We start from the raw sequence: 12,012 nt of genomic DNA, 5'->3' as shown, positions 1-12,012 counted from the left end.
TGGCTCATTCCCTCGCGTCGGCTTGGGCCTTCGTGGCGTGCTCGGTGCCTGGCGCGTGTTCCGGCGGGCTGTAGGTGGTGAAGAGCTTGAGCATCCCCGACCCGGTGTTGCGGAAGTTGTGGAAGACGCCCGAGGGCACGATGCTGACATCGCCATCGGCGACCTCGCATTCGGTCTCGCCTATCTTGGCCGTGCCAGAGCCCGCGACGAAATACAGCAGCTGGTCGTGCCCCTCGTGCACCTCGCCGCCGATCTCGCCCCCCTCGGGAATTGCCATCAGCACAAGCTGCGTCTTGTCGCCGGTCCACAGAACCTTGCGGAACTCATCGTTCTCGCGGGCAAGTTCGACAACCGGCAGCGTGAGTTTGTGTGTTTCGGGCATGGTAGGGCCTCCTGGCATCCTGGCATCATGTCTTTGCTCTCAACGAGTTTGCACGCTTCCCGCCCAGTCAACAATCGAATATGCTGTACCTTTGCGTTTAACCTGTAACGAGAGAAGAAATACCATGTCCGAGAAAAGCCAGTATATCGAAAAAGCCAAAGCAAAGATCGACCAGTGGAATGCCGAAATCCACAAGATGAAGGCCAAGGTCGACGAGGCCGAGGCCGATTCGAAGATCGAATACCAGAAGCAACTCGACGAAATGCGCGCCAAGCGCGACGAGGCCGAGGAAAAGCTCAAAGAGATGCGCGCCGCCAGCGACGATGCCTGGGCCGACATGAAGTCAGGTTTCGACAAGGCGTGGGACAGCATTTCCGGCGCTTTTGACAGCGCGATGTCACGGTTCAAGTAACAAAACGGCTGGAATGACCATGGTTGGGGCTTTTCGCGGCATGGCAGTCCATGGGCTTTGCCTGCCTGTCTCTGACCCCGTACCGGCGCCCCTCTTCATGCAAGGAGTGCGACGGAGATGTCGGTCTGTATCGTCGCCGGGGTGACCCTCGTGACGACGATTCCTGCCGGCGCGGCCGCGCTGGAGGCTGGTCGAATGTTGCGACGGCTGTAACACTGGCCGTCTGCACCGTGACGGGCTGTTTCTGCGCTCGTTCCGGCGCATTGGAAATATTGAAACGGAGAGAGCATGTCCCCCATCATCCGCGCGTTCTTCGACAGGCCAACAGGCAGTCTGCAATACGTTTTTCATTGTCCCGCCACCCGCAAGGCCGCCATCGTCGACCCTGTCTGGAACTTCCACCCCAAGGCCGGCGCCGTGACGACCGAAAGCGCCGATGAAATCCTCGGCTATATCGATGCGGAAATGCTCGATGTAGTATGGGTTCTCGACACGCACCCGCACGCGGACCACTTTACCGCGGCCCGCTACCTTTCGGACAAGCTTGCCGCACCCGCCGCGATCGGAGAGAAGGTGACCGGGGTTCAGGAGTTGTGGAAGGCCCTCTATCACCTCGGGGACGAGCTTCCGGCGGACGGGTCGCAATGGGACAGGCTGTTTGCCGAAGGTGATGAATTCATGGTGGGCGAGGTTCCCGTGAGGGTCATGTTCTCGCCCGGTCACACGCTGGCCTCGATCACCTATGTCGCGGGCGACGCGGCCTTCGTCCATGACACGCTGATGATGCCCGAAAAGGGAACCAGCCGGGCCGATTTTCCGGGCGGCAGCGCCGAGGAGTTGTGGAATTCACTGCGCGCCATCCTCGATCTGCCGAATGACACCCGGCTCTACATCGGTCACGACTATCCCGGGGGCGATGCCGCACCCGAATACATGGCCACGGTGGCTGAGCACCGCCTTCGCAACCGGCATGTCAAGGACGGCATCGGCAAGGCCGAATTCATCGCCACGCGGACGGCCCGCGACGCGACGCTGCCGTTGCCCGACCGCATGCTGGCTGCGCTTCAGGTCAATATCCGTGGCGGACGCCTGCCGGAGGCCGAAGCCGATGGCAGCAGCTATCTGAAAATCCCGCTTGGGAAATTCGATCCGCGATGAGCGATTTCCTCAAGTCAGCCTTCAGCACGATAACGGGAACCGCCACGGACGAGCTGCGCCCGGGCGAGGCACGCAATGGCCTTGTTCATGTCGTCTCGCTGACCCTGACCAAGACAGCGGACGCGCTGATCGACCCCAAGTTGGTGCTGTCCTGGCTGCTGACGGCGCTTTCGGCGCCGGGGGCGATGGTCGGCCTGCTGGTGCCTGTGCGCGAGGCCGGCGCGCTGCTACCGCAGTTGACCCTTGCCCGGCGGGTCGAGGCCAGCCCGCAGCGCAAGCGGTTCTGGGCCGCAGGCAGCGCGGTGCAGGGGTTGGCGGCGCTCGGCATCGCGGCGGCGGCATTGCTGCTGACTGGTGCATTGGCAGGCGGTGTGATTGTGGCCTGCCTTGCCGTGCTCGCCGTGGCACGCTCGGCGTCCTCCGTCAGCTACAAGGACGCGCTGGCGCGCACCATCACCAAGCGACGTCGCGGTGCGATCACGGGCCTCGCGGCCTCGGTCGCCTCGGTTTCGGTTTTCGGTGTGGGCCTTCTGATGGCGGCGGGGCTGTTCGAGGTCGCCGTTGCGCCTCTGGCCGGGCTCATCGCCATTGCGGGGGCGGCGTTCCTGCTTGCCGCCTTGATCTTCCTGCGATTGCGAGAGCCGGAGGCGGAGGCGGACACCGGGAACGATGACGACGATGGCTCGTTGGCGGCACTGGTCGAACCGATCGTGAACGACGCGCAGTTGCGCCTCTTCGTTGCCTCGCGCGCAGCGCTTGCCGTCACGGCCCTGGCGCCGCCGTTCATTGTCATGCTGACGGCCGCATCCGGGTGGAGCGCGCTGGACCAGCTCGGACCGCTGGTCATGGCGTCCACGGCGGCTTCGGTGCTGGCGTCGTATGTCTGGGGGCGGCTTTCCGATTACTCGAGCCGACAGACCCTGATGGCGGCGGGTGCGCTCGGCGCGGTGGTCTTCGCCGTGGTCGGTGCTATCGGATCAATTCATGGCGGCCTCGGCGGGGCGGTCGGCGCTGCGGCGGCAATCTTTGCTGCACAGATCGCCTATGAGGGCGTGCGCGCGGGCCGCAAGCTGCACCTGACGGACATGGCGGAGGATTCGTTTCGTGCCCGCTACACGGCGCTGTCCAACACGCTGATCGGTGGTGCGCTGTTGGCGGGCGGGCTGTTCGGGCTTGCGGCGGACCGCTTCGGCCCGGGCCCGGTGCTGCTGGCTTTCGCTGTCATCGCGGCCCTTGGAGCAGTGCTGGCGCGCGGTTTGGACGAAGTCCAGCAGGAATGAGCAAAAGTGCGCCTGCATCGGAGGATCGAGCAACGCACCCTTGCGCACCGTCTCTCTGATCGGACACATTTTGGTGATCGCCATCGGATTCCGGATGGCCAACGTGATGAAATCACTCGGGAAGCTCACCGCGGAGTTGCGACATCTGCCACACGACATTCGCCCGGACATTTCCGTTTAAAATGCCAGGTGGAACGAGTTAGACTGTTCAGGTGTTGCGAAATGAAGGTCAGCAACGGTTCGAAAAGATCCGGTCCTCACACAACGCGCGCAGCGCGGCACAGCTTGCGACACAGAGGAAACCCCAAATGACGCTACGCCATTTTCGCCGCGATCACATCACGAAGCCGATCCATCGCTGGGCACGGGGCGCCCTGCCGTCGCTGTCGGAAACCGAGGCCGAGGCGCTGAACGCCGGCGAGGTCTGGTGGGAGGCGGAGTTGTTTTCCGGCAATCCCGACTGGCGCAAGTTGCAGCAGGTCGATGCCCCCCGGCTTACCGATGAAGAACAGGCTTTCATCGACGGCCCGTGCCGCAAGCTGTGCGAGATGGTCGATGACTGGAAGGTGAATCGCCTGACTGCCGACCTGCCCGGGGACGCCTGGCAGATGATGCGGGACGACGGCTTTTTCGGCATGATCATCCCGAAAGAGTACGGCGGCCTCGGGTTTTCGGCGCTGGCCCATTCCGAAGTGGTGCGCCTGATCTCGTCTCGCTCGCTGGTGGCGGCGGTAACGGTGATGGTGCCGAACTCGCTCGGGCCGGGGGAATTGCTGATGCAATTCGGCACCCAGGCGCAGAAGGATCACTGGCTGCCGCGTCTGGCGGACGGGACCGAGCTTCCGGCGTTCGGCCTGACCAGCGAAGAGGCCGGCTCGGACGCGGCCGCGATGGTCGATACCGGCATCGTCTGCGAGGGCGAATGGGAAGGCAAGACCGTGCTGGGCCTGCGGCTCAACTGGTCGAAACGCTATATCACCCTGTCGCCCGTCTGCACCGTTCTCGGCCTTGCCTTCAAGATGCGCGACCCCGACGGCCTGCTGGGCGAGACCGAGGATATCGGCATTACCTGCGCGCTGGTGCCCACCCATCTGGACGGGGTCGAGATCGGCCGCCGTCACATCCCGGCCGGCCAGATGTTCCAGAACGGCCCGACCACCGGCACCGATGTTTTCATCCCATTGGACAACATCATCGGCGGGTCCGACTATGCCGGCAAGGGCTGGATGATGCTGATGAGCGCACTCGCGGCCGGGCGCGGCATCTCGCTGCCGTCGCTTTCGGCGGCCGCCAGCGCGCTGGCGGCGCATACATCCGGGGCCTATGCCCGCGTTCGCCAGCAATTCGGCATCCCGGTGTCGAAGTTCGGCGGCGTGCAGGAAAGCCTCGCGCGGCTTGCGGCCAATGCCTATGCGCTGGACGCCGCGCGCCAGTTGACCTGCGTGGGCCTCGATGAAGGCCGCGCGCTGGCGGTTATCTCCGGCATCATGAAGTCGAACGCGACCTACCGGATGCGCGACGCGCTGAACGACGCCATGGATATCCATTCCGGCAAGGCGGTGATCGACGGGCCGAACAATTACCTGTCCGAAATCTACAAGGCGGTGCCGATCGGCATCACCGTGGAGGGGGCCAATATCCTGACCCGCAGCCTGATCATCTTTGGCCAGGGGTCGATCCGCGCGCATCCGCATATTCTCGACGAGATGCAATCGCTGGAGATCGAGGACGGGGAAGAATCGCTCGACGCGTTCGACCGGCATTTCTGGGCCCATGTCGGGCACACGACCCGAACACTGTTTCGCGCCCTTGGCCGCGCCTGGACGCACGGCCTCTTCGCGCCCGCACCCAAGGATACGGGCGCGGTGCGCGCGATCTACCGGCGCATGTCACGCTGGTCGGCGGCATTCGCGCTGGTCTCGGATTTCGCCTTTCTCACACTGGGGGGCGGGCTGAAGCAGCGCGAGATGATCTCGGCCCGGCTGGGTGACGTGCTTTCAGAGCTTTATTTCCTGTCGGCGACGCTGAAACGGTGGGAAGACGAAGGATGTCAGGAAGCGGATCTGCCGCTGGTTCGTTTCACCGCCGAAACCGCCTTTGAGAAGATCAGCAAAAGCCTTGATCTGGTGCTGGCCAATCTTCCGGCGCGGTGGGCCGGTTGGCTGCTGCGCGCCGTGACCTTGCCGAAATGGGCATCGCGCGGCCCGTCCGACACGCTGACCGAGGAATGTGCCGATCTGATTTCCGAACGCACGCCAACGCGCGAGCGGCTGTCCGGCGCTCTGTTCCACGGTTGCGCGGGCGAAGGCATCGTCAAGCTTGAGACCGCATTTGACCTCGTCATCGATTGCGCGCCGCTGGAGAAGCGGCTGCGCAAGGCAGACATGAGCCAGCAGCAGGCGCTGGACGCGGGCAAGATCACCGAGGCAGAGAATGACAGCCTGAACGCCATGAAATCGGCCGTTCAGCAGGTCGTCGCCGTGGACGATTTCTCGCGCGACGAATTGGCGGCGTTCTTTCCCGGCCTCAAGCCCTCCAGGCCGAAGCGCCCCGCAAAGGCATCCGGAAAGGCCGCAAAATGACCGATCGTCCCGTTTATCTTGTCGATGGCGCACGCACCCCGTTTCTCAAGGCGCGGGGCAAACCGGGGCCTTTCACGCCGGTGGACCTGGCCGTGCAATGCGGCCGTCCGCTGCTCACCCGCCAGCCCTTCGCGCGCGATGCCTTCGATCTGGTCATTCTTGGCTGTGTCAATGTCATCGCCGACGAAATGAACCCCGCGCGGGTCGTCGCGCTGCGGCTGGGAATGGGGGCGGCGATGGCGGCCTTCACGGTGCAGATCAACTGCGGCTCGGGCATGCAGTCGATCGACACCGCCTATCGCTATGTCCGCGACGGCAGCCACGACCTGATCCTCGCCGGTGGCGCCGAGGCGCTCAGCCATGCCCCCTTGGTGCTGCGCCAGGAAGCCGTCGAGTGGTACGCAGGGATGGCATCCGCCAAGGGCGCGCTTGACACGGCGTCGCAACTGACCGGCCTGCGCGCGAATTTCTTCAAGCCGATCATAGGCCTCGAACGGGGCCTGACCGATCCGATCACCGATCTGAACATGGGCCAGACCGCCGAGATTCTGGCGCACCGTTTCGGCATCACCCGCGAACAAGCCGACGCCTACGCGGTGGAAAGCCACAAGCGCCTGGCGCGCGCGCAGGAAGAAGGCTGGCTGGCGGGCGAGGTGATGAGCGCCTTCGACAGGGAAGGTGCGCATTACGATCACGACGACGGCGTGCGCCCGGACAGCGCTGTCGATGCGCTGGCCAAGCTCAACCCGGTCTTCGAAAAACCATATGGCAAGGTGACCGCGGGCAATGCAAGCCAGATCACCGATGGCGCCTCGTGGGTGATCGTCGCCTCGGAACGCGCGGTCGAAGAACATGGGCTGTCCCCGATCGCGCGGATCGCGGACAGCGAATGGTCGGCGCTCGACCCGTCGATCATGGGGCTGGCGCCAGTGCTATGCTCGACCGCGATCACCCGACGCCAGGGCCTGAGCCGCGACGATGTGGACCTGTGGGAGCTGAACGAGGCCTTTGCCGCGCAGGTGCTTGCCTGCCTTGCCGCGTGGGAGGACGACGCGTTCTGCAAGCAGGTCATGGGGCTGGACGGTGCCTTTGGGAAAATCGACCGCGACAGGCTGAATGTCGATGGCGGCGCGGTGTCCATGGGCCATCCGGTCGGCACCAGCGGAAACCGGATCGTGCTGCACCTGGCCAACGCGATGAAACGCAAGGGCCTGGCGCGCGGCATTGCGACCGAATGCATCGGCGGCGGCCAGGGCGGCGCGATGTTGTTGGAGGCAGTGGCATGACGGGACCGGTTCTGACCCATCTTGGTGAAAGCTGGCTGGAGCTGGGCCCGACCCGCACCGCCGAACGCGACGGCCCGTGGCGTGCCGCCCGCGACGCACAAGGCGTGCTGTGGCTGGCGCTCGATGTCGCGGGCTCGGAGGCCAACACCATCTCGCGCGAGGTGCTGGAGGGGCTCGACCGGCAGCTTGACGCCATCGAACAAGACCTGCCCAAAGGCGTCGTGATCCGCTCCGCCAAACCCGGTGGCTTTGCCGCGGGGGCCGATATCTCGATGTTCCGCGACCTCGACGACGCAGAGGATGTCGCGCAGATGTTGACCCGCGGCCATGCGGTGATGGACCGGTTCGAGGCGCTGACATGTCCGACGGTCTGCATCGTTCACGGGCCGGCGCTTGGCGGCGGGTTCGAGATCGCGCTGGCCTGCGACCGGATCATCGCCGTGGACGGGGCCAGCTTCGGCTTTCCCGAGGTCAATCTGGGCCTGCATCCCGGGCTTGGCGGAACCTTTCGCCTGACCGATCGGATCGATGCGATCGAGGCCATGACGCTTATGCTGACCGGCAAGACCGCGCATACGCGCAAGGCCAGGGCGCTGGGCATCGCCGATGCGGTGGTCGAGGAACGCCATGTCGAAGCCGCCGCGCGCGCCGCCATCGCCGGCGATCTGGAGCAAGACGGCCCCGGCCTGACGGACCGCGCAATGGCGCTGTCGGCCGCCCGCAGCCTGGCCGCGCGCAAGATGCGGGCCACCGCCGAGGACCGCGCGCCAAAAGACCACTATCCCGCACCTTATGCGCTGGTCGATCTTTGGGAAGCGCATGGCGGTGACCGCAAGGCCATGCAAGAGGCCGAGGTCGCCTCTTTTGCAAAGCTCGTGACCGGCGAGACGTCACGGAACCTCGTCAGGGTGTTCTTTTTGCAGCAGGCGCTGAAGAAGGACGGCGGCGGCGTGGACGGCATCGCCCATATCCATGTCGTGGGGGCCGGAACCATGGGCGGCGAAATCGCCGCCTGGTGCGCGATGAAGGGCAAGCGCGTAACCTTGTCGGACCCCGATACCGACGCGCTGGGGCGCGCGATCCGACAGGCAAGCGCAATCTGCAAGGCCCAGCACCTGAGCGGAATCGAAACACGCAATGCACTGGACCGGCTGATGCCCGATCCGCAGCAGCTTGGTGTGCCGGCGGCCGATCTGGTGATCGAGGCGGGCCCCGAGGACGCCGACATCAAGGCCGCGATCTATGCTGGAATCGAACCCCTGATGAACCCGACCGCGACACTGGCGACGAATTCCTCGTCGCTGTCCGTGGCCGCGCTGGCCAAGAGCCTGAAGCGGCCTCGGCGCTTTGCGGGGCTGCATTTCTTCAACCCGGTCTCGAAGATGCAACTGGTCGAGGTCGTCACCCACCCGGACACGTTCGGCACCGTGACCGACCAGCTGGCCGCCTTTTGCGGCGCGATCGGGCGGCTTCCCGCGCGGGTGCACGATTATCCGGGTTACCTGGTGAACCGCGCGCTGACGCCCTACCTGCTTGAGGCGATCCAGTTGATCGAGGAAGGCCACGACAAGCAGGTCATCGACACTGCTACCGAAGCCTTCGGCATGCCGATGGGGCCGGTGGAACTGGCCGATCAGGTCGGGCTGGACATATGCCTTCATGTGGCCGAAAGCCTGAAATCGGGTCTCGACAAACCGATGGTCGATATTCCCGACTGGCTGAGCCAAATGGTCGAAAACGGCGACACCGGCAAGAAATCGGGCAAGGGCTTTTACGAATGGACGGACGGCAAGGCCCAAAAGAGCGCCGCGTCAGAAACGGGCGCAACCGACGATATCGCTGATCGCCTGATCCTTCCGATGCTGGACGCTTGCGTCGAATGCCTGCGCAAGGACATCGCCCGAGACAGCGACCAGGTGGATGGCGCGATGATCTTCGCCACCGGATTCGCCCCCTTCCGCGGGGGGCCGATGCACTATGCCGGATCGCGCGGGATCGACGAGATCGTGGCGCGCCTCGAAGAGCTTTCCGAGGCTCATGGCGAACGCTTCCGTCCCGATCCCGGCTGGCAGGACATGGGCTGAGGTGGCCGGCGAGCCGATCATCCTGACCGACGCGGCGGCGGCCGCGCGGCGCATCGTCGAGCAAACGGACGGCGACATCCGACTGGCGCTGCCGCTGGGGCTGGGCAAGGCGAATACCATCGTCAACGCCCTGACCGATCTGGCCTGCGAGGACCGGTCGATCAAACTGCACATCTTTACTGCCCTCACGCTTCAACGCCCGCGCGCCGACAGCGATCTTCAGGCGCGGTTCCTCGGCCCGGCGCTGGACCGTCTTTTCGGGGCGTACACGCCGCTCGATTACGCCACGCGGCTTGCCGACGGGACATTGCCCGACAATATCGAGGTGCAGGAATTCTTCTTTCAGGCGGGCGACTGGCTGGGCAATTCAGCGGCGCAACAGGGCTATATCCCGGCGAACTATACCCATGCGCTGCATGTCCTTATGGCACGGCGCCCCAATGTCATCTTGCAGCTTCTCGCCCGGGACGGCGACCGGCTCAGCCTGTCGTGCAATACCGATATCACCGTCGACCTGCTTCGCGCCCGCGCGCGCGGCCAGCAGGACTTTATCCTTGCCGGCGAGATCAACCCGCAACTGCCCTTCATGCCCGGCGCCGCAGAGCTTGCCCGCGACGAGGTGGATTGCCTGCTGGACGATCCTGCCACGCAGTTCGAACTGTTCTCGGTGCCCAAGCGCCCGGTGACCGCGCGTGATCACGCCATCGGCCTGCATGTCGCGGGGCTGGTGCCGGATGGTGGCACGCTGCAGATCGGTATCGGATCGGTTGGCGATGCCGTGGCCTCGTCGCTGATCCTGCGCCACCGCACGCCGGAAACCATGCGCGCCGTCATGGCGGCCTCGCCCTTTCCCGCCCCCGGCCGCGCCCAAACCGACAGCTTCGAGCATGGGCTCTACGGCGTCACCGAGATGCTGGTGCAGGGCATTCTGGAACTGCTCAAGGCCGGGGTGATCCATCGCGAGGTGGACGGCGCCGCGGTCCACGCGGGCTTTTTCGTCAATTGCCGCGACTTCTATCACAGCCTGCGCGAGATGCCGCAAAAGGACCGCGCGCGCATCCAGATGATGCCCGTGTCCTTCACCAACCAGTTGTATGGTGACGAAATGGGCCGCCGTGCCGCGCGCGTGAAGGCCCGTTTCGTGAATGCCGCGATGAAGGCAACCACGCTTGGCGGGGTGATTTCGGACGTGACGAGCAGCGGCGGGATCGTCAGCGGTGTTGGCGGGCAGTTCAACTTCATCGACCAGGCCTTTGCGCTGGAAGGTGCCCGCGCGATCATCACCCTGCACGCCACCCGCGAAAGCAAGGGAAAGGTGACCTCGAACATCGTCTGGGACCACCCGCACGAGACGATCCCGCGCCACTACCGCGATATCATCATCACCGAATACGGGATCGCCGACCTGCGCGGCCGCTCGGATGCCGAATGTATCATGGCGATGATCTCGATCGCTGACAGCCGGTTCCAACCCGAATTGCTGGACCGGGCGAAAGCGGCCGGAAAATTGCCAAGGGACGCGCAGGTGCCGGGGCCGCATCGGGAGAACACGCCGGACCGTCTGCGCACATGGCTTGCCCCTTCCATGGCTGACGGAACATTGCCGCAGTTCCCGTTCGGCACTGACTTCACCAAGGTCGAGCAACAACTGCTTGGCGCCCTCGCCATCCTGAAGGTCAAGTCCGGCTCGCGCCGGGAAATGGCGAAGTTGCTGTGGCACGGTCTTTCGGCCGGCGCGCCGGATTCCCAGCGGCGTGCCTGTCTCGACCGTCTCTCGCTGGAACACCCGCGGTCGCTCGCGGACCTCCTTACAAGCCTTGCGGTCAAGGGCGCACTTGAAGCCAGCACCGACGCGCTTTGACTCAAGGACCACTTGTGCGCCAATATCGCCACCACCTTGGCGCCGGCCATTCGTCTTTCAACTTCGATTTGCCAGTCAGGTTTTCGACTGGCGTGCGGTTTTGATCACAATCTTGGCAATCGGGATGAGGAAGCTACCGTGGGAGAGGAAATCTGGTCGACCCTCGTCATCGAATTCTCAGACGTTCCAGACGTCTCAACCGCTACTCGCATCACGGTGCGCCTGGTGCTTGCGGCAATACTGGGTGGAATCCTTGGATACGAACGTGAGCGCAAGGGCAGAAGCGCCGGGGTGCGGACCCATATGCTGGTTGCTGTGGGCGCAGCACTTTTCGTCCTGGGGCCGTTACAGGGTGGCATGCCGATCGAGGATATGTCGCGCGTACTGCAGGGCATCGTGCAAGGCATCGGCTTTCTGGGCGCCGGCGCAATTATGGTCGGCACCGCGAAGCACCAGATCGAGGGCCTGACCACGGCTGCGAATATCTGGGCGACAGCCGGGATTGGCGTTGTTGCGGGTCTCGGATTGGAAGCAACTGCCGTCCTGTCGGCAGCGATTGTCCTGATCATCCTCGCAGCGGTGCCCTTCATCCTGCCAAAGTTTTCTACATCAGATTCAGAGACTAGTGATCCACGATCTTGACCACCCCGTCCTCCTGGAGGGCATTGCGGTCTATCGAGTTCACCCAGCCCGGGCGGCTTGGCATGCCCTATGTTCAGTGCCAGGCGAATCCGATCCGGCGCAACGCACCCTGGCGCCCTGATGAAAGACTCGCTACCAGCTCTCAGACTCACGCTATGAACGTGGGGCCAGCGGGGGCGGGTCATCGGCCGATTCCCTTTCAAGGAAGCGCTGCACGTACACCTCCCTGATCAGGGTCGTGCCCAGGGCGGCCATCGGTGTCGCAAGCGCAAGTCCGAGGAGTCCGAACAGCACCCCCATGAGCAACTGCATCGATATGATCAGC

9 protein-coding genes are annotated in these 12,012 nt (G+C 64.4%); 8 read left to right on the top strand and 1 reads right to left on the bottom strand.

Features of this window, described 5'->3' with window-relative positions:
- Positions 1–4: 4 nt before the first annotated feature.
- Complete coding sequence (locus tag Q0L89_RS03255; RefSeq protein ID WP_296762514.1) at positions 5–382, bottom strand: cupin domain-containing protein; 378 nt, start codon at positions 380–382, stop codon at positions 5–7.
- A 124-nt stretch (positions 383–506) separates the two neighbouring features.
- Here Q0L89_RS03255 and Q0L89_RS03250 point away from each other — a divergent pair, with 124 nt between their 5' ends.
- The 8 genes from Q0L89_RS03250 to Q0L89_RS03215 all read left to right on the top strand — a co-directional run bounded on the left by Q0L89_RS03250 (position 507) and on the right by Q0L89_RS03215 (position 11,687).
- Entirely contained in the window at positions 507–794 is a 288-nt protein-coding gene (locus Q0L89_RS03250; RefSeq protein WP_296762513.1) for a hypothetical protein, read from the top strand.
- A gap of 288 nt (positions 795–1,082) precedes the next feature.
- On the top strand, positions 1,083–1,952 hold the full coding sequence (locus Q0L89_RS03245; RefSeq protein WP_296762512.1) for an MBL fold metallo-hydrolase: 870 nt from the start codon (positions 1,083–1,085) through the stop codon (positions 1,950–1,952).
- On the top strand, positions 1,949–3,232 hold the full coding sequence (locus Q0L89_RS03240; protein ID WP_296762510.1) for an MFS transporter: 1,284 nt from the start codon (positions 1,949–1,951) through the stop codon (positions 3,230–3,232). The genes Q0L89_RS03245 and Q0L89_RS03240 overlap by 4 nt, the downstream gene beginning before the upstream one ends.
- Before the next feature lie 308 nt (positions 3,233–3,540).
- The gene (locus Q0L89_RS03235; RefSeq protein WP_296762509.1) at positions 3,541–5,814 is read left to right on the top strand and encodes an acyl-CoA dehydrogenase; all 2,274 of its coding nucleotides are present in this window, start codon (positions 3,541–3,543) and stop codon (positions 5,812–5,814) included.
- Positions 5,811–7,100, top strand: coding sequence for an acetyl-CoA C-acetyltransferase (locus tag Q0L89_RS03230; protein WP_296762507.1), 1,290 nt, complete (start codon positions 5,811–5,813; stop codon positions 7,098–7,100). Before Q0L89_RS03235 ends, Q0L89_RS03230 begins: the two co-directional genes overlap by 4 nt.
- Positions 7,097–9,184, top strand: coding sequence for a 3-hydroxyacyl-CoA dehydrogenase NAD-binding domain-containing protein (locus Q0L89_RS03225; RefSeq protein WP_296762505.1), 2,088 nt, complete (start codon positions 7,097–7,099; stop codon positions 9,182–9,184). Before Q0L89_RS03230 ends, Q0L89_RS03225 begins: the two co-directional genes overlap by 4 nt.
- Complete coding sequence (locus Q0L89_RS03220) at positions 9,138–11,045, top strand: acetyl-CoA hydrolase/transferase C-terminal domain-containing protein (protein WP_296762504.1); 1,908 nt, start codon at positions 9,138–9,140, stop codon at positions 11,043–11,045. Before Q0L89_RS03225 ends, Q0L89_RS03220 begins: the two co-directional genes overlap by 47 nt.
- Before the next feature lie 12 nt (positions 11,046–11,057).
- Entirely contained in the window at positions 11,058–11,687 is a 630-nt protein-coding gene (locus tag Q0L89_RS03215; RefSeq protein WP_296762503.1) for an MgtC/SapB family protein, read from the top strand.
- Positions 11,688–12,012: the final 325 nt, after the last annotated feature.

Origin of the sequence: Sediminimonas sp., from assembly GCF_024637375.1 — a bacterium.
Taxonomy (GTDB): Bacteria; Pseudomonadota; Alphaproteobacteria; order Rhodobacterales; family Rhodobacteraceae; genus Sediminimonas.
Note: the sequence above shows the minus strand (reverse complement) of the source record. Positions and strands in the feature narration are given on the sequence as shown.